Source organism: Paraburkholderia sp. BL23I1N1 (assembly GCF_003610295.1).
GTDB lineage: Bacteria > Pseudomonadota > Gammaproteobacteria > Burkholderiales > Burkholderiaceae > Paraburkholderia.
In genome coordinates this window covers 6217624-6234567 of the sequence record NZ_RAPV01000001.1, presented here as the reverse complement: position 1 = coordinate 6234567, position 16944 = coordinate 6217624, and the positions used below count along the sequence as shown (strand labels likewise).

The window sequence follows — 16944 nt, the reverse complement described above, 5'->3', positions numbered from 1 at the left end:
AGAAGATGATAGGAATACTTAATATTGCGAGCTATGCATGTGTTCTCGCGATGATTGCGCTTGGTCTGGCCGTGGTGTTCGGCATGATGGACATTGTGAATCTGGCGCATGCCGAGTGGGTCACGATCGGCGCATACGCGCTCGCGGTCGCGCAGGCGGCCGGCGGGAAGCAGGCCTTCTGGCTTGCCCTGCTGGTGGCACCGGCCGTCGGGGCGCTCCTCGGATGGTGCCTCGAACGTTTCATCATCCGGCTGCTCTATGACCGGCCACTGGACACGCTTCTCGCGACCTATGCGATCAGCCTGATCCTGCAGAAGGCACTGGAGCTCATCTTCGGCACCCAGCCAATGCTCGTGTATGCCCCGTTCGGCGGAGCGGTTCCGGTCCCCGGCGGTAGCTATCCGGCCTACCGGATCTTCGTGATTGCTGTTGCGCTGACGGTCACCGCAGGGTGCTGGCTGCTATTCGCCCGTACGCGCTTTGGTACGCAACTGCGTGCCGTGATCCAGCACCCGGCGATGGCTGAGGCCACCGGCATCGACACCCGGCGCCTGAATCGCATTGCCTTCTGCGGCGGTGCGGCGCTTGCGTCGCTCGCCGGCGTGCTCGTCGCGCCCATGGTTTCGGTGGAGTCGCATCTGGGCGTCTCGTATCTCGCCAAGGCGTTCTTCGTGATCGTACTGGGCGGCATCGGATCGATCGCGGGCAGCATCCTGGGCAGCGCGGTCATCGGCACGGCCGAGACATTATTGAGCTATCGCGTTGACCCCTCTCTCGCGTCGGCGATGGTGCTGGTTCTCTCCATTGTCGTGATCCGGTTCAGGCCGCAAGGGCTGATTCCGGGATTCAGTGCGGCGCATCAGCTTCTCGGTAAAGGATAAAGCGTATGTCTGGAAAACATGCAGGCCCCCTGCGGCCATGGTTCTCACAGCCGCCTTTCGGCCGCAAGGACGTCGCGCCCCTGCTGATGTGGGGCGCAGCGGCGGCAGCCGCGGTGATCGTGCCTTTTTTTGCCGGTCCCTGGGTGCTGCCAACGGTGCGCGATGCACTGGTCATGGGGATCCTCGCATTGAGCTACGACCTGCTCTGGGGACGGGCCGGGGTGCTCACGCTTGGGCACACCACGTTCCTGGGTCTCGGCGCTTACGGATTTGCCATCACGACCGTCCAGTTCGGACAGGCGTCCGTGACGGGGTTGGCGGCGGGTGTGTTCTGCGCTGTGGCTGTCGCCGCCGTGATTGGCTATTTCCTGCTCTTTGCCGGGGTAAGGCTTCACTTTTTTGCCATCATCAGCCTGGCCGTGCTGATCGTTGCACAGCAGCTCGCCGTCAGCTGGCAGTCGGTCACAGGAGGAGATACGGGCATCCTGGGCATACCCGGACTGTCGTTCGGGCTGGGCGGCCACACGTTCGATCTGGGCGGCCCGTGCGCATCGTGGTACACCGTGGCCGTCTTTCTGCTTGCCGCAACAGGTCTGGTGTGGCTTGTGTGCCGAAGTCGCTACGGCAAGGTGCTTGATGCGATCGCCGCCAACGAATGGCGGGCAAAGGCATGTGGCTATCACACCTCGTTTCACCTGCTGCTGGTCTTCGTCGTGTCGGCAGCACTTGCGGCCATCGCGGGCGCGCTGATGGCGGCCTGCTCGGGGGTGGTGGCACCGGACGTGTTTTCGCCGGTTCTTGCGACGGAGGTCATCCTCTGGGTGGCCATCGGCGGGCGGGGAAGAACCGGTGGACCCGTTGTCGCCGCCGTCGTTCTGACACTCCTCAGGCAGACCGTCTCCAGCTACAGCACAGACGGCTGGCCCCTGATTTTGGGTGGCCTGTTTCTCGGCTGTGTGCTCTTCATGCCGAACGGACTGCGTCTCCGTGGATTGGTGGAGGCCGCGCGCCGCGTTGCCCGAATGCCATGGAACAGGCCACCGGTTCATCGTGCGGGCCATGCACAGGAGGAACGGTAATGGACACCCAGTTTCTTCAGGGCAGCGGCCTCTCGCGCGCATTCGGCGGAATAAACGCCGTGGCCGGTGTAGACATCAACATCGCGCCACGCGATCTGCTGTGCGTGATCGGGCCGAACGGCGCGGGCAAGAGCACGCTTGTTGGCCTGCTCTCAGGCGCGATTGCCCCCGGTTCCGGCGAACTGTATCTCGATGGCGAACGGATGACGGGCCGCCCGATGCACGCCTTTTGTCGGCGCGGCGTGGTGCGCAAGTTTCAGGGGACCAACACCTTCCTCACGATGACGGTGCGCGACAACCTGGTCGTGGCCGGTCTCGGAGTGGCGGCTTACCGGGCTTCGCCGATGCCCGATCCCGACGCGGTGCTGGAGGAGGTAGGGCTCGCCGGGCAGGCGGGCGAGCTCGCCTCGCATCTGCCGCACGGTGAGCGGCAGTGGCTCGAAATCGGCATGGCGATCATGTGCCAGCCTGTATTGCTGCTCCTCGACGAACCCGCAGCCGGTCTGTCGGCAAAGGACGCCCAGCGGCTGGTGCGCCTCATCCACCGGCTACGGGAGCGATGCGCGGTGCTCGCCATCGAACACGACCTGGGCTTTGTGCAGTCTCTTGCGTGCGAGACATGGGTCATGCACCGGGGAGAGGTGGTGCGACAGGGATCGTATGCGCAGATCGCGGACGACGAGGAGATCCGCCGCATCTATCTGGGGCGGGGGGCGACACATGCTGCGCATTGAAAACCTGTGCGCCGGATACGGCGACGTGGATGTGGTTCACAACCTCACGCTGGACGTGCTGCCGAACGAGGTGGTCGGTGTGCTTGGGTGCAACGGTGCCGGCAAGACGACCCTGGTGAAGGCGGTCATGGGGTTGCTGCCGCGCGTAAGCGGGCAGGTCTTTTTCCTGGGGCAGCCGGTCACAGGCCTGCGCACGCACGAGATTGCACGCCGGGGCATCGGACTTGTGCCGCAGGGACGCTGGATCTTTCCGAAACTGACCGTGCGCGAGAACCTGCTGATGGGTACGCAGGCCGCCGGCGGGGCGGACATCCTCGACGAGGTATTCGATTACTTCCCGGTGCTCGGGTCGCGTCTGTCGCAGCAGGGCGGCACGCTCTCGGGTGGCGAGCAGCAGGTCCTCGCCATCGCACGTGCCCTGTGCGGCCGTCCAAAACTGCTCCTGCTGGATGAGCCGTCCGATGGCGTGCAGCCTAACCTGGTCGAGCGCATCGGCGAAGTGATCCCGGAACTATGCCGCCGCTCGAAGCTGGCGGTGCTCCTTGTCGAACAGAACCTCGATCTTGTCCTTCAGAGCGCGCAGCGTTGCATTGTGCTCAGTAATGGTCGCCTCGTGCATGCCGGCGTCGTCGAACCGCAACCGGGTGACAGGGGTGAACACCCGCTCGCGCGCTATCTCTCTCCTGCCGCAGAGCCCGCGCCGGACTTGCCTCATGAAAACATCCAGTGAAACCCAGCAATATCAAGTGAGAAAACGCATGAACCGTCGTGACTTTTCCCGAAGCGTGCTGCTTGGTGCGGCCGCGTCCCTTGCAGCGTCGGCTGTCTGTCCGTTCGCACGTGGGGCGGAGCCATTGAAGATCGGTCTGCTCGCACCGCTCAGCGGTCCGCTGACGCGTGTGGGCCAGACCAACCGCAACTGTGCCGCGCTGGCAGTGGACGAGATCAATGCAGCGGGCGGGCTGCTTGGCCGGCCGCTGCAGCTAAGCGTTGAGGACACGCAGATGTCCACGGCCGTGACACTGCAGAAGGCGCGGCAACTTTTCATGCGCGACGACGTCGCGATGATCACGGGTATGGTGCTGCCGTCCGAGCGCGAAGCGGCGCTGCAGGCGGCAAGGGCGGCGCGAAAGCTCATCGTCTACCCCAACTTCGACGAAGGACGATGCGACCCGCAACTGCTCACGACCGGGCTGGCTGCGAGCCAGCGCATCGAGCCGCTCGTTGCGTGGCTCATGCGCGATGGTGGACGGTCCGTCTGCGCGGTCGTCTCGGACATCGGCAGCAACCGGAAGGTGCTGATCCCGCAGCTGCAGGCGGCGGTGGGCCGCCATGGCGGGAAGTTCCTCGACGTCTACTGGCTGCCCTTCGGCACGCGCGACTACGGTGCTGTCCTGCAACGGGTCGCCAGTGCGAATCCGCAGATCGTATGGCACAGCATCGGGGACGACCCTGTGACGTTCGTGAAGCAGTACCGGTCGTTTGCGATGAAACCGCAACTGGTGACGGACATCGCGCACGAGTCCCTCTCGATTGCAACCACGGGGGCATTGGCCGGCACGATCGGCGTGTCGTCCTACTTCATGAGCATCGGTAACCCGGAAAACCAGGCGTTCCTCACGCGCTATACGGCCCGGTACGCCGACGCACGCGATCCTCGCCTTGGCCGCTATGCCGTGGTGCTGCCGCACGGCGAGAACACGTATGCAGGCATTCGTCTGTTCGCCGAGGCCGTCAGGTCGGCGGGAAGTGTCGACGCCGGCCGCGTCAGGGCTGCGCTGGCCGCCGTCTCCGTTGCCCTGCCGCGTGGCAAAACGGGGGTCAGCCACGACGGCAGTCATGTGCTCTGCCAGACACGGATCGGTCAGGCGCTCGCCGACAACAGCTTTTCGATCCTGGAATCCACCGGCCCGGTAACGCCGGTCTGTGAAGGATAGGCGTGGCCTCATCTCTCTGTAAAAGGGTGTTTGTCAATAGATAAGGACTGCATAATGAGTGAAATTGTCATGCTGGGTGCGAGTCAACTGGTGGTCGGGTTCCGGCAGCGCACGCTCTCGCCCGTGGAGGTCATGTGCGCGGTACTGGACCGCGTCACGAAGCTCGATCCGGTTGTCAACGCGTTCTGCGCCCTCGACGAGGAAGGGGCGATGTCGGCCGCCGGGGAGGCCGAGCGGCGGTGGATGCGCGGCGAGCCGTGCGGTCCGCTTGATGGCGTACCGGTATCGGTCAAGGATCTCGTCGCCGTGGCTGGTCTTCCGACACGGCATGGGTCATGGACCACTTCCCCAGACCGCGAAAACGCCGATGCGCCGGCCGTGGCACGGCTGCGGCGCGCGGGCGCCATACCGTTCGGCAAGACCACGACTTCCGAGTTCGGCAACAAGATCGTCACTGACTGTCCGTTGACAGGCGCGACGCGCAATCCGTGGGATACGCGGCTTTCGCCGGGAGGCAGCAGCGGCGGATCGGCGGTCGCGGTTGCGCTGGGCATGGGGCCGCTGTCGCTCGCGACCGATGGCGGCGGGTCGATCCGGATTCCCGCCTGCTGGAGCGGCGTGGTCGGATTCAAGCCCACGTTCGGGCTCGTACCGGCCGGTTCAGCAACGTCATGGACGGCTCTGTCCACGCTGGGGCCGATGGCACGCAACGTACGGGATGCAGCGTTAATGCTCGATGCGATGACTCACGGGAGTCGGGACGGACGTTCGGCAACGGATGCAAGGTCCGGATACGCCGACACACTCGACGACAGCATCGCGGGTCTGCGCATCGCGTACTGCGCTGCCCCGGCGGGCATATCCGTGACCTCGCACATTGCGGAATGTGTCAGGAGGGAAACCAGCACATTCGCGGCACTCGGCGCGCGGGTGGACGAGACCGAAGTAGTACCCCTTGCGGACTTTTACGGGGACGGCCGCATGCATTCGATCCAGTGGGCCGTGTTCTTCGCGCAGCGCGTCCGGTACATGGAAGAGGCGAACAGGACACTGCTCGATCCCGACCTGAAGGCACTGGCGAATGCTGGCGCACAGGTGGACACCGCGACCTTCGCCGACACGCTGTTTGCCCGTCATGCGCTCACGGCGTCTATGGAGACATTCTTCCAGCATCACGACCTGCTGCTCACGCCGACGTTTCATTGCGGCCCACCATTGGTTCCCGGGCTGCCGGCCCATCTGCGTCAGGCGCCTGTCCTGACGGCGTGGTGCAACCAGGCCGGACTGCCCGCGATATCGGTGCCTTGCGGATTCGCCGGTGATCTGCCTGTCGGTCTGCAGATCATCGGCCCCCGGGGCAGCGATGCGCTGGTGCTGCGCGCAGCGCGCGCTTACGAGTTGGCGAGGGGAGATTTTCCGGCACCGGCAGGGGAACTGCAGCTTCCGGGTGACATGGAGATCGCGCCATGAACGTCCAGATTACGCGGATCGTGATCCATCTTGTTGAGCGGTGCGCGGAACTCGGCACAGCCGTGAGCCCACCGCATCGTCAGGTCGTCGCCGCTGCCGTGCTGAAGCCGGCCGACCTGGATGTCGGTGGTGAGCTCGAGGCGCTGTATGCGGCGGGCGCAGAGCTCGGCCGGATGCTCACCGGACGGGCGCTGCGCGCGCTCGGTTGCGTGGGGGAAGACATCCAGGGTTACGGGAAGGCGGCGCTCGCGGGCACAGGCGTGCCGCTCGAGTGGGGCGCAGCGCTACTGCATCCGCGACTCGGCAAGGCGGTGCGCGACTGCCTGCCCGGCGCGTCCTCAATTATGCCGTCCGTCACGAAGCGCGGGCCGCCGGGTGTGTGCGTCGACATTCCCCTGCACAGCGTCACAGACATGTGGAGCTTTGACCACTTCGACACCGTATCGCTCTGTCTACCCGATTCGCCGGCACCGGATGAACTGCTGGTCGCCGTTGCGCTGGCCGAGCGAGGAAGGCCGCTCGCGCGTGTCAGGCCAGGGTGACGCGCGACGAGACATCGTGCCGTCAGGCAGGCGCACGCCAGAAGAACACTCACAAACGATGAAGGAGAAATCATGCGCAGGGATGTGCGGGGAAAATGCAGCAAAGGTCTGGCGGCGCTGTCGTTGTGTCTGACAGTGGGCATGGCGCACGCGCAATCGTCAGTGTCTCTTTACGGGCTGGCCGATGCATTTGCCGGGGTGGTGCATACGCCCGGCTCGGCGGGCAACGCGTGGGAGGTGGGCTCGGGAGGGCTCTCGACATCGTATTGGGGTATGTCGGGCGCCGAGGATCTGGGCGGTGGCATGAAGGCGATCTTCACGCTCGAAAGCTTTTACCGGATCAACGGCGGGCAGTCCGGCGCGTACGACGGGCAGTCCTTCTTCGGGCGCAGGGCGTTTGTCGGTTTAAGCGGGCAATTCGGTCAGTTGACCCTCGGGCGTAATGATTCCCTGCTGTTCGTGTCCACGCTGCTGTTCAACCCGTTCGGCAACTCGTTCGTCTTCTCGCCCATGGTGGTCCACACGTTTCTGGGCTCCGCGATGGGTGCTGCGTCGGTGCAAAGCGATACGGCGATCGACGATTCGATTGTCTACCAGTCGCCGGAGGTTGGGGGGCTGACGGGAAGTCTGCTGTACAGCAATGCGGGCGTCGCGGGGCATGCAGGGCAGGCGAACTACAGTGCGAACGTGCTTTACTTCGCGGGGCCGTTCTCCGCGACGGCTGCAGTCCAGAGCCTTCACATGGCGTCGCTTTTTCTGAATGGCGCCACGGAACAGACGGCATGGCTCGTCGGCGCGGCGTATCGCCTGCAGGCGGTGAAGCTCTATCTCCAGTGCGAACGGGTGACCAACAACAATGAGCTTACCGACGATACCGTTCAGGCAGGCGCCAGCGCGCAGGTCGGAACGGGCAGCGTGCTGGTGTCCTGGGTGGGGACGCTCCGGCGGCCTGTACAGGGCGCGGATGTCCGCTGGTCGACAGTGGTGCTCGGATACGACTACCCGCTCTCGAAACGCACGGATGTCTATGCGGCGTGGCGGTACGACACAATGACCAGCGTGTCGTCAGGCAACAGCCTGGGTGCCGGTATCAGGATGAAGTTCTAGCCGGCCTGAACCAGCAGGTTTGCATGGGTCGGAAGCGCCAGATTGCCGCAGGGTCGTATGCCGGTGACGACGTTCGACGGGGGCGGCACATCGGCGTTCCTCCAGAACGCGGCAGATGATGTTGCGGTTTCAGGCACCGCGTTGCCTTCGTGGCGCGAGGGCGTCGGGGCGTGACGAAAAACCGCTGAAACGCCTGCCGTGCAGCGAACCAGGGCGCGCGCGGCCACGAGACGTCGTCGGCGAATTTTCTCCAGGGCACGCCTGAATCACCCCGGATGAACTCGCTTCAACGGCTCCGCGGGGCTGCGACGCAGGCCCGCGGAGCCGTATTCATGGGTTACATGCCGGTGTGCTCACTCGCCTGCCGGGGTGAGAATGCGTCAGGTGTCGTTGCGCTCGTTGTTACTTCCTGGAACACACCCGATCAGGCCAAACATGGCCTGGAATTCGTACCCGCAGCCTTCGCACACATACTCCTGGTAGATCGTGTAGCGCCTACAGCACACGCGCCCATCGTCACGTTCAACGAGTTGCAGGACGGGCAGCGCACGACGCCATCCTCAACGGTACGCGTTCGCCATTCATCGGAAGACAGCACGACCGTCTCTCCTGGTTGATGCGACGGGTACCACCTTCGCGGGACCACCACCGTGGGTCAGCTATTGACCATTCTACGCTTCCCGTTCGTGAGATTGACCGCGGTAATCACCGCCGTCGACAGGTGATACGTTTTGCCTCACCTGTGTGTCGTTTGCACCGTCCGACGGGAGCTTCCCGTCGATAAGACGGGTTTGGAAGCCGGACCCGACCGCTGCTTGAATGTCCCCATGTACCGGCAACGCCAGGCCGGCATTTTTTCTGGGGGAAGGCCATGTCAACTGCGAACAGCGAGGCGCACTGGATCCTGCGCCGCCGCCAGGTCGAAGAGAGAACGGGGCTATCGCGCTCAACGATTTACCGTCGCATGGAGGCGGGAACATTTCCTCCGGCGATACCGCTGGGCGGACGCCTGGTGGGATGGCGCGCGGCCGACATTGAACAGTTTCTCAAGGATCCCGCGCGTTATCGTGCGCCTGCACCAGCGCGCGACGAAGTGGGAGATGCGCCATGAGTCGCGATCCCGCTTCGCCACCCCTGCATCGGCGGCTGGAGAATTGGGGCAATGCATCTCGCGGCGCTTACGATCCGGTCGATGCGGCGCGGATCACGAAAGCATGGCAGACCCTGCATCCGCGGCATCGCGACATCCTGCGCATGGTGTATCTCTGGCATGCCAGCCATGAGGTCGTCTGCAGACGGCTGCGCATACCCCGTCGGCCCGCGCAACGCTTCGAGCTGGAACTTTCGGCCGCACGTACGGCACTCGCACGCGCCCTGGAGAGGGGGAACCAGGATCGCGACGGCTCGCACCCATCTGACGACAGGCAATGATGGTGTGCTGTCGCCGACGGTTCGATTCGACCCGCCTGCGGCCTGCACGGTCTGACGCGGCCGATGCTGCCTTCGGCGAATCCCGGGTCGAAGGTCTCGCACCAGAAATTTTTTGGGGCACTCGTGGCAACACCTGGGAACACGTGGGTAAATGGAAGGACGGCGCGGTGTGTGAGGCCACTTGCATTGCGCGGCGCACTCGCCTAGATTGAAGCCAACAATCTGATCCGGTCAACGTGCCCTGCACGACCGAGTACGCGTTAGCGGCCCCGCAGTTCGATGTCTGTGCGACGACGTGGTGTGCCGTGACGCATTCGCAAAAAGCCTGCAAATGTAGGCTTTTCTGCTTTCTGGCGCTGATGCAATGATCCCCCGTTGAGCCCGCGGTCAGCCTCTCCGGCGCCGCGGGTTCCTTTTTCTTCGCAGGTTCATCGACAGCGGGCGCGGCTGAGGACGATGAACCATGAAATCGCTTCTGATCATATCGGCAAAGAGTAACTCGGGCAGGACGATGCTGACCTGCCTGCTTGCCCGTCACCTGCATCGCGTCAATCACTGGCGCGTGCTGGTACTGGACCTTGCCGAGCCGCCGCGCTGCGCACGGATGTTCGCTGGCCGGCAGCAAGACGCGATCGGGTCCGGCAACCCGGTGCCGGACCCGTCCGGGCGCGCCCGGCCCGCACCCGGCGGCTGCGTTCACGTGCTCAGCGGCGACGCCGTCGACGGTCTGCGCTCGCGTGACGATCCCGCCCGCACCCGCTACTACGCGAACCTTCGTCATCTGCTATGCGTGGTGGCGCCGCGGTTCGACGTGTGCCTGATCGATACTCCCGTCCTGCCCGACCTGCGCGCTGTCTGTGCAGAGGCGCTGGTGGACGCGGTGCTGAGCCTCATAGCGATGTCGCCGGAATGCGTCGAATGCGCCTCGGAAATCATCAATGGCACGTATGGGATCCGCAACGTCCGGGCGCGACTGAATCCGGCACTGCACTTTGTCGGGCTTCTGCCCGTCGTCGCAATCCCTGGACCGATGGAAGAAGCGTGGGTGAAGGTGATGGAAACGACGCTGCGTGAATGGCTGATCGCGGACCAGGCGTTTCCCCACGGATACGCCTGGCTGCCTCGCCTGACAGCTGTCGGGCGCGCTGTGGGTTACTCAGTGCCGCGCGACCGGCCAGCCGCGCAGGATGTCCGGGTAGCCGAATCCTCGCGGACAGTGGTCGCCTGTCTGGAGGTCCTCACTCGCCGGCTCGATGCAATCGGGAACGGTGCAATGCCTGCCCTTCGTCGTGCAGAGGTGTGCGATGCATGATGCAGCCATCTCATTCGACATTGCCATCGCCGGCCGCGGGCTGCTGTGGGTGTTGCGCCGCTGGTTGATTGTCCTCGCCGCATTCGTCGGTGCATCAATCGTGGCGCCTGGCACTTCCCATGCCGACGACTGGGGTTGCCAGGTGATCCTGTGCCTCTCCAATCCCGGTGGCCCTGAGCAGTATGGCGAGTGCGTCCCGCCGATCGGGAGGCTGTGGGCAGCCTTGCGCCACGGCGATCCTTTTCCGACGTGCGACTTCGGCGCAGGTGGCTCGCAGGGGACGTCGGCGGTGAACATCTTTGCGGGCACCGGGTACTGCCGCGAGGATCTGCTGTACTGGGGTGGCCCCAAGCAGAGTGAGCTGCGATGCAATGCGCACGGCGCAATCAACGTCGAAATCGACGGCGTCCTGTACACGCGGGTGTGGTGGGACGCGAGAGGTGCAGACCTCACGATCACGGAGTTCTACGGAGCCGGCAGTACCGCTATCCCGTACGAGCCGACCCAGTCCGCACGTCTCTTTCTGGAGCGGGAGTACGAAAGCCCGGGCGGACAGGGAGGTGGTGAATGATTCCGCTCGCCGCATTCCTCGCCCTGACGCAGCAGTGCGCGCCGGCCGTGGCGCCCGCCACGATCGCAGCCATCGTGCGGGTCGAGTCGGGTTTCAACCCGTACGCGATCGGGGTGGTACATGGCCGCCTCGAGCGCCAGCCAGCGAACCTCAATGAGGCCGTTGCGACGGCACGCGCGCTGGAGGCCGCCGGGTGGGATTACAGCGCAGGACTCGCGCAGGTGAACCGCGCGAACTGGATCCGGTTCGGCCTGACACGGGAGACCGTCTTCGATCCATGCCGCAATCTCGCCGCCGGCGTGGCCATCCTGCAGGGCTGCTTCGAGCGTGCGCGGCACGAGTATGCACGAGCGCAGGACGCATTGCGCGCGGGGCTGTCGTGCTACGCGAGCGGCGACTTTTCCACGAGATTTCGCACGGGCTATGTGCAGAGGGTCGTCGCCGATGCAGCGCTCCCTGATCCGGTGGTTCCGGCCACTGCCGCCGACCTCCCGCCCATTCGCGTCATTCCGTCCAGTCCGCAAGGCGCGCGTTCCGGTCCGTCTCGCATCCGGGATGGAACGCCGTCGACCACGGACTGCAGACGAAATCGCCAGACTGGTCTACCCGGCGACATGGCGCAGGAAAACGCGGTCGTCTTCTGACCAGGCAGGACCCATGTGTGTAACAGGAGCAGCCCATGAAATCAGGACTACAAATCAAGTGGAGATCTATTCCACGGGAGACGTGGATGCGTGGGTCGGCGCGAGCCGTCCGTCGCGGGCTCGCGATTGCGCCCCTGCTGGCACTGACGGTGACGCCGGCATATGCGCAGCTCTCTCAGGTCAACACCCTGCTGACAACGATCCAGACCACATTACTCAGCGTGGGTGCAGTGGTGTGCTCGATCTCGATCATCTGGGCGGGCTTCAAGATGATGTTCCAGCACGCGCGCTTTGGCGATATCGCCAACGTGTTCATCGGCGGCCTGTTCGTGGGCTGCGCCACGGTGATCGCAGCGATGCTGATCCCGACGAGCTGATCCAGAGGCAAACATGGACCAGCTCAGGGATCCCGTCTTCAAGGGCTGCACACGACCCGCGATGCTGTGGGGCGTGCCGCTTGTGCCGTTGCTGATGGTGGGCGGCAGCATCCTGATTCCCGCGATCTGGGCGCTGCTCGCAAGCCCGCCGGTGGGCGTCGGCATCGTGCTGCTTCTCGTGCCGGTGTTCGTGACGATGCGTTCGGTCACGCGGCACGACGACCAGCGGCTTGCGCAGTGCGTGCTGTGCGTTCGCATGGCGTTTCGCCAGCGCAATCGCCACTTCTGGGGCGCGCACGGCTACGTGCCGGTTCGCATCAGGAGGAGGGGCTGACATGGCTGCGCAGCCGCACCACCTTATCGATGTGGCCGAACGCGAGGTCGTGCTCGCGGATTTCGTGCCGTTCTCATCGCACGTGACCGACCACGTGATCCGCACGCGGGAAGGCGACTATCTGCGCGTGTGGAAGATCGCCGGCATTGCCTTCGAGGCGGCCGATCCAGGTGACATCCTGGTGCGTCACGAAGGGTTCAACCAGCTCGTGCGCAGCCTGCCGGGTGGCCATGTGGGACTCTGGTCCCATCGGCTCCGCCGGCGCGTGACTGACCACTTCGCCACGCCTTACGGCAACCCGTTCTGCCAGGAGCTTGCCACACGGTACTACGCGAGCTTTGCGGGCTACCGGATGATGGCCAACGAGCTGTACCTGACGGTCGTCTACCGGCCGCACCGCACGCGTCTGGGGCGGCTATTCAGTCAGGCAGCCCGTCGCACCGCCGACGATATCAGGCGGGACGAGTATGAGGCGCTGAAGGTGATGGCGGAACTCGCAGCGCAGGTCGAATCGGGCCTGAAACCGTGGGATCCGGTGGCCCTTGGCGTCTACAGGAAGCAGGTTCGCTACGCGAAGCAGATCCACCATACGCAGCGGCCGGTGCGTTTCTCGGCGGCACTGGAGTTTCTGGGTTATCTCGTCAACGCCGCCTGGGAGCCCGTGCCGGTGCCGTCAGGCCGCATTGCCGAGGCACTGCCGACGTCGCGACTTTTCTTCCGCACCGAGAAGGTCGAGATCCGCATGCCGGGCGCAACGCGCTACGCGGCGCTGCTCGACCTGAAGGACTACCCGGAAGAAACGGAGCCCGGGATGCTCGACGGTCTGCTCTACGGCGACTTCGAGTACATCGAGACGCAGAGCTTCACGATCCTTGACCGTCCCACGGCAAAGGAAGCGCTTGAGCGACAGCGCAACCAGCTGATTGCCGGCGAGGACGTCGCGGTGTCACAGGTCGAGGCGATGGACCAGGCGCTGAACGACCTGATCAATGGCGATTTCGTCCTGGGCGAATACCATTATTCGCTTGCCGTGCTCGGGGACCGCCCGGACGAGGTAGCGCGGCACGTGGCGAAGGCGCGCACGCAGCTCGCGGACGTGGGCTTCCAGAGCGCGCTCGTCGACCTCGTGGCGGACGCGGCGTGGTTCGCGCAGCTGCCCGGCAACTGGCGCTACCGGCCACGGGAGGCGAAGCTCACCTCGCGCAATTTCTGTGGACTCGCGAGCCTGCACAACTTCGCGACGGGCAAGCGCGACGGCAACCCGTGGGGCGAGGCAATCACCATTGTCAAGACGCCGAGCGGCCAGCCACTCTATCTGAACTTCCACGCGACTGCGGAAAAGAAGGAATCGGCCGACGAGAAGGCACTCGCCAACACCCAGATCATTGGGCAGGCGGGCGCGGGCAAGACGGTACTTGAGCTGTTCCTGCTTGCCATGGCGATGAAGTATGGCGTCACCGGCGTTATCTACGACAAGGACCGCGGTACCGAGATCGCGATCCGCGCGGTGGGCGGCCGCTACACCGTCTTTCACCGGGGTGTCCCGACGGGGCTCAATCCCTTCCAGCTTGAGCCGGATGAGGCGGGACTGGATTTCTGGGAGCGTCTCGTGCGCCGGCTCGTCGATACGGGTGCGCCGCTTTCGGCGAGAGACGAGCTCGACGTTTCGCGTGCCGTGCGGGAAGTGGCCCGCATGGCACGGCCGCTTCGGCGCCTGTCGATGGTGCGGCAACTGATGCCCAACGTGGGCGAGAACAGCCTGCATGCGCGACTGACCAGGTGGTGTGCGGGCGGCCGGCTCGGCTGGGTGCTGGACAACCCGTCGGACCTGCTGGAATTCAGCCACAACCAGCTCTTCGGCTTCGATGATACAGAACTGCTGGACGATCCGGAGGTGTCGACGCCGGTGACGATGTACCTGCTGCACCTGACCGGAAGCCTGATCGACGGGCGGCGCTTCATCTATGTGATGACCGAGTTCTGGAAGCGCCTCGGGGACCCGGTATTTACGGATTTCGCGAACAACAGGCAGAAGACCATCCGCAAGCAGAACGGTCTGGGCATCTTCGACACGCAGTCGCCGGCGGACGTCCTGCGCAGCCCTATCGCGCGGGCGCTCATCGAGCAGACCGCGACATTCTTCTTCCTGCCCAATCCGCGGGCGGACTACGACGACTACGTGCACGGCTTCAAGCTCACCGAGGCCGAATTCAATATCGTTCGCACGCTTGGGGAGAACAGCCGCCTGTTCCTTGTCAAGCAGGGACACCACTCGGCGATCGGCAGACTGGATCTCGGCGGACTCGGCGACGTGCTCGACGTGCTGTCGGGAACGACGGACAACGTCGAACTGCTCGACGGCATCCGTGCCGAGGTGGGCGACGAACCCGCTGCGTGGCTTCCCGTGTTTCATGAACGGCTGGCGCGACGGCGTGCGACCGGGGCAGCCCTGAACATGCTGGCCCCGAGTGTGTCGGGAAGAGGTGCTCGATGAGCGGCCTTTTCACAGCGGTTGGCGGCACGCTCGAAAACGGCATGTCGACGTACGTCACGGGCGTGTCGTCGGCGCTCTCCAGTGCGCTGGTGCCGGTCGTCACGACGGCCCTCACGATCTGGATCATCGTGTACGGGTTCGCCGTGGTGCGCGGCGAGGCCCATGAGTCGGTACCCGCCTTTGCGTGGCGCGGGATGAAGGTGGCCATCATGCTCGCCTTTGCGCTCGGTGCGGGCATCTACCAGTCGCAGGTAGTTACCGCGGTGGAGGGCGCTACCTCAGGTCTGGCCCAGACGATCCAGACGGCGGCCGCGAATGCCGGGGCGGGTAATGCCGGCTGCGGAACGGTGAGTGGCGCCAGCGTGACGGGTACGAGCGCGTCCTCCATTTACCAGACCCTCGACTGCTATGACCGGCAGATCGACATCGTGATGGATGCCTACTTCAACAAGGCGACGCACGAAGGCTTCAGCATGGCGGGCATCGTGGCGGGCATCGGCGATTTCTTTTGCGGGCTGATAGCCGCGCTCGGTGCCTCGGTCTTCCTGATCGTCCTCGCATTCGAGGTGCTGATGGCGAGGATGCTTCTGGAGCTGGTGCTCGGGCTTGGCCCCCTGTTCATCGCATGTGGCGCATTCAGCCCGACAGCCCGGTTCTTCGAGGCATGGACCGCGAAGATTGCGAACTACGCGCTGTTGCAGATACTCATTGCGGCGTTTCTGGGCATGGCGCTGACCGCGTTCTCCGCCGATCTCGCGCCGTTCCAGGTGACGACCTCGGCACCCGATGCGAATGCGTCCTCGCTGACAGCGGCTGTTCACAGCGCACTCGACAGCGCAGCGTCCTGGGGAGCGGGACTGGGAATGTGCGTCACGGGCCTCCTGCTGGCCACTGTCGGATGGCAACTGCCTGGGGTCGCGTCCGGTCTGGCTGGTGGCGCCACCCTGTCGGGGTTTGGCGCATTCGTTGCGGGATACGCCGCACGCCAGGCGCTTCGCGGCGTCGGTGCCGTCATGCGCTTCGGGCACGGTCCACGCCGGCCGGGCGGAAAGATTTCGGATGGCGGAGCGGGAAGCGGTTCGGTGCCAGCCTACCAGCGTGCGGCCCGCGAGCACCTGGGCGATCGGGGAAACGATGGAGAGTCTGCATCATGACCACCTCACATGTACGGCGCGCTCTGATAGCAGGCGCAATCGCCGCGACCGGTTGCCTGTCTTCCGTCGTTCGTGCCCAAGGCATTCCCGTGTATGACGTACAGAACGTCGTGCAGGTGATCGCGACTGTAGGGCAACTGAAGGAGGAGGTGCAGCAGGAGCTCCAGCTGTATCAGTCGCTCAGTGGCACCCGTGGATTTGGATCCCTGATGAGCAATCCGGTTCTGTCGAACTCCCTGCCGTCGAACTGGCAGTCCGTCTATACGGCAGTCCAGAACGGGGGATATGCGGGTCTCACTGGCAGTGCGCAGACGCTGCGCTCGGCGAGCGAGATCTACAACTGCGAGGACCAGAGTGGTGTCGACCAGCAGGTCTGCCAGCGCGCGCTCAACAAGCCGTTCCAGGACAAGGCATTCGGCACACAGGCGTACCAGACGGAGCTCCAGGAGCTCGACCAGATCCAGGGCCTGATGCAGCAGATCGACGTCACGCAGGACCAGAAGGGGATTTCCGAACTGCAGGCTCGCATCCAGATTGAGAGCACGGCGGTCGGCAACGAAATGACGAAGCTGCAGCTTTTCAGGATGCTCGCCGATTCCGAAGACCGGCTCATCGCCGGGCAGCAGCAGGAGCTCGTCCTCAAGCGTGCCGGCAATACCGCGCGGTTGCAGGACCAGATGGTACCCGCAAGCTTTGGAAACTGAGTTCGGCAACTGAGGAGATTGACATGGTCCGTTCCATCGCTGCGGTTGTTGTCGTACAGTTAGTGATGCTTATTAACGGGTGCGCCGGCAGCCAACCTAAACCCGTCCTGCCGGATGGCTCGCACCGTGTTCCGGTGAACCGCGTGCCACCCGTTCCCCCGTCGGATGGGGGC

Annotated in this window: 18 protein-coding genes; all 18 read left to right on the top strand. The window is 64.5% G+C overall.

Annotation, left to right across the window (positions count from 1 at the left end):
* Positions 1-5 precede the first annotated feature (5 nt).
* The 18 genes from B0G76_RS29150 (at position 6) to B0G76_RS29065 (ending at position 16771) form a co-directional block, all read left to right on the top strand.
* Positions 6-881: a branched-chain amino acid ABC transporter permease gene (locus B0G76_RS29150; protein WP_120295548.1), complete on the top strand. Its 876-nt coding sequence runs from the start codon at positions 6-8 to the stop codon at positions 879-881.
* 5 nt (positions 882-886) lie between these two features.
* On the top strand, positions 887-1960 hold the full coding sequence (locus tag B0G76_RS29145) for a branched-chain amino acid ABC transporter permease (RefSeq protein ID WP_120295547.1): 1074 nt from the start codon (positions 887-889) through the stop codon (positions 1958-1960).
* Positions 1960-2694 carry an ABC transporter ATP-binding protein gene (locus B0G76_RS29140; RefSeq protein WP_120295546.1) on the top strand — a complete coding sequence of 245 codons (735 nt, stop codon included), beginning with the start codon at positions 1960-1962 and terminating at the stop codon, positions 2692-2694. Before B0G76_RS29145 ends, B0G76_RS29140 begins: the two co-directional genes overlap by 1 nt.
* The gene (locus tag B0G76_RS29135) at positions 2681-3424 is read left to right on the top strand and encodes an ABC transporter ATP-binding protein (RefSeq protein ID WP_120295545.1); all 744 of its coding nucleotides are present in this window, start codon (positions 2681-2683) and stop codon (positions 3422-3424) included. The genes B0G76_RS29140 and B0G76_RS29135 overlap by 14 nt, the downstream gene beginning before the upstream one ends.
* A gap of 28 nt (positions 3425-3452) precedes the next feature.
* The gene (locus B0G76_RS29130; protein WP_120295544.1) at positions 3453-4631 is read left to right on the top strand and encodes an ABC transporter substrate-binding protein; all 1179 of its coding nucleotides are present in this window, start codon (positions 3453-3455) and stop codon (positions 4629-4631) included.
* 54 nt (positions 4632-4685) lie between these two features.
* On the top strand, positions 4686-6101 hold the full coding sequence (locus B0G76_RS29125; protein WP_120295543.1) for an amidase family protein: 1416 nt from the start codon (positions 4686-4688) through the stop codon (positions 6099-6101).
* A complete protein-coding gene (locus tag B0G76_RS29120; RefSeq protein ID WP_120295542.1) occupies positions 6098-6643 on the top strand; it encodes an amino acid synthesis family protein in 546 nt (181 codons plus the stop codon). Before B0G76_RS29125 ends, B0G76_RS29120 begins: the two co-directional genes overlap by 4 nt.
* Positions 6644-6715: 72 nt before the next feature.
* The gene (locus B0G76_RS29115; RefSeq protein WP_120295541.1) at positions 6716-7750 is read left to right on the top strand and encodes a porin; all 1035 of its coding nucleotides are present in this window, start codon (positions 6716-6718) and stop codon (positions 7748-7750) included.
* Positions 7751-8621: 871 nt separating this feature from the next.
* Entirely contained in the window at positions 8622-8861 is a 240-nt protein-coding gene (locus B0G76_RS29110; RefSeq protein WP_120295540.1) for an AlpA family transcriptional regulator, read from the top strand.
* Positions 8858-9181 carry a hypothetical protein gene (locus tag B0G76_RS29105; protein ID WP_120295539.1) on the top strand — a complete coding sequence of 108 codons (324 nt, stop codon included), beginning with the start codon at positions 8858-8860 and terminating at the stop codon, positions 9179-9181. The genes B0G76_RS29110 and B0G76_RS29105 overlap by 4 nt, the downstream gene beginning before the upstream one ends.
* A gap of 463 nt (positions 9182-9644) precedes the next feature.
* The gene (locus B0G76_RS29100) at positions 9645-10493 is read left to right on the top strand and encodes a ParA family protein (protein WP_120295538.1); all 849 of its coding nucleotides are present in this window, start codon (positions 9645-9647) and stop codon (positions 10491-10493) included.
* Positions 10486-11064 carry a hypothetical protein gene (locus B0G76_RS29095; protein WP_120295537.1) on the top strand — a complete coding sequence of 193 codons (579 nt, stop codon included), beginning with the start codon at positions 10486-10488 and terminating at the stop codon, positions 11062-11064. Before B0G76_RS29100 ends, B0G76_RS29095 begins: the two co-directional genes overlap by 8 nt.
* A complete protein-coding gene (locus tag B0G76_RS29090; protein ID WP_120295536.1) occupies positions 11061-11708 on the top strand; it encodes a lytic transglycosylase domain-containing protein in 648 nt (215 codons plus the stop codon). Before B0G76_RS29095 ends, B0G76_RS29090 begins: the two co-directional genes overlap by 4 nt.
* A gap of 35 nt (positions 11709-11743) precedes the next feature.
* Positions 11744-12085 (top strand): TrbC/VirB2 family protein, encoded by a 342-nt coding sequence (locus B0G76_RS29085; RefSeq protein ID WP_120295535.1) that lies wholly within the window; start codon positions 11744-11746, stop codon positions 12083-12085.
* Positions 12086-12098: 13 nt separating this feature from the next.
* Positions 12099-12419, top strand: coding sequence for a type IV secretion system protein VirB3 (locus B0G76_RS29080; RefSeq protein WP_120295534.1), 321 nt, complete (start codon positions 12099-12101; stop codon positions 12417-12419).
* 1 nt (position 12420) lies between these two features.
* Positions 12421-14913: a VirB4 family type IV secretion/conjugal transfer ATPase gene (locus B0G76_RS29075; RefSeq protein WP_120295533.1), complete on the top strand. Its 2493-nt coding sequence runs from the start codon at positions 12421-12423 to the stop codon at positions 14911-14913.
* Complete coding sequence (locus tag B0G76_RS29070; RefSeq protein ID WP_120295532.1) at positions 14910-16067, top strand: type IV secretion system protein; 1158 nt, start codon at positions 14910-14912, stop codon at positions 16065-16067. The genes B0G76_RS29075 and B0G76_RS29070 overlap by 4 nt, the downstream gene beginning before the upstream one ends.
* Complete coding sequence (locus tag B0G76_RS29065) at positions 16064-16771, top strand: type IV secretion system protein (RefSeq protein ID WP_120295531.1); 708 nt, start codon at positions 16064-16066, stop codon at positions 16769-16771. The genes B0G76_RS29070 and B0G76_RS29065 overlap by 4 nt, the downstream gene beginning before the upstream one ends.
* Positions 16772-16944 lie beyond the last annotated feature (173 nt).

What these genes read in the sequence shown, in the direction of transcription:
- B0G76_RS29120 (WP_120295542.1), top strand. Translation starts at nt 6,098, where the DNA reads ATGAACGTCCAGATTACGCGGATCGTGATCCATCTTGTTGAGCGGTGC.
- B0G76_RS29100 (WP_120295538.1), top strand. Translation starts at nt 9,645, where the DNA reads ATGAAATCGCTTCTGATCATATCGGCAAAGAGTAACTCGGGCAGGACG.
- B0G76_RS29095 (WP_120295537.1), top strand. Translation starts at nt 10,486, where the DNA reads ATGCATGATGCAGCCATCTCATTCGACATTGCCATCGCCGGCCGCGGG.
- B0G76_RS29065 (WP_120295531.1), top strand. Translation starts at nt 16,064, where the DNA reads ATGACCACCTCACATGTACGGCGCGCTCTGATAGCAGGCGCAATCGCC.
- B0G76_RS29090 (WP_120295536.1), top strand. Translation starts at nt 11,061, where the DNA reads ATGATTCCGCTCGCCGCATTCCTCGCCCTGACGCAGCAGTGCGCGCCG.
- B0G76_RS29105 (WP_120295539.1), top strand. Translation starts at nt 8,858, where the DNA reads ATGAGTCGCGATCCCGCTTCGCCACCCCTGCATCGGCGGCTGGAGAAT.
- B0G76_RS29145 (WP_120295547.1), top strand. Translation starts at nt 887, where the DNA reads ATGTCTGGAAAACATGCAGGCCCCCTGCGGCCATGGTTCTCACAGCCG.
- B0G76_RS29080 (WP_120295534.1), top strand. Translation starts at nt 12,099, where the DNA reads ATGGACCAGCTCAGGGATCCCGTCTTCAAGGGCTGCACACGACCCGCG.
- B0G76_RS29125 (WP_120295543.1), top strand. Translation starts at nt 4,686, where the DNA reads ATGAGTGAAATTGTCATGCTGGGTGCGAGTCAACTGGTGGTCGGGTTC.
- B0G76_RS29135 (WP_120295545.1), top strand. Translation starts at nt 2,681, where the DNA reads ATGCTGCGCATTGAAAACCTGTGCGCCGGATACGGCGACGTGGATGTG.
- B0G76_RS29110 (WP_120295540.1), top strand. Translation starts at nt 8,622, where the DNA reads ATGTCAACTGCGAACAGCGAGGCGCACTGGATCCTGCGCCGCCGCCAG.
- B0G76_RS29150 (WP_120295548.1), top strand. Translation starts at nt 6, where the DNA reads ATGATAGGAATACTTAATATTGCGAGCTATGCATGTGTTCTCGCGATG.
- B0G76_RS29140 (WP_120295546.1), top strand. Translation starts at nt 1,960, where the DNA reads ATGGACACCCAGTTTCTTCAGGGCAGCGGCCTCTCGCGCGCATTCGGC.
- B0G76_RS29085 (WP_120295535.1), top strand. Translation starts at nt 11,744, where the DNA reads ATGAAATCAGGACTACAAATCAAGTGGAGATCTATTCCACGGGAGACG.
- B0G76_RS29075 (WP_120295533.1), top strand. Translation starts at nt 12,421, where the DNA reads ATGGCTGCGCAGCCGCACCACCTTATCGATGTGGCCGAACGCGAGGTC.
- B0G76_RS29130 (WP_120295544.1), top strand. Translation starts at nt 3,453, where the DNA reads ATGAACCGTCGTGACTTTTCCCGAAGCGTGCTGCTTGGTGCGGCCGCG.
- B0G76_RS29070 (WP_120295532.1), top strand. Translation starts at nt 14,910, where the DNA reads ATGAGCGGCCTTTTCACAGCGGTTGGCGGCACGCTCGAAAACGGCATG.
- B0G76_RS29115 (WP_120295541.1), top strand. Translation starts at nt 6,716, where the DNA reads ATGCGCAGGGATGTGCGGGGAAAATGCAGCAAAGGTCTGGCGGCGCTG.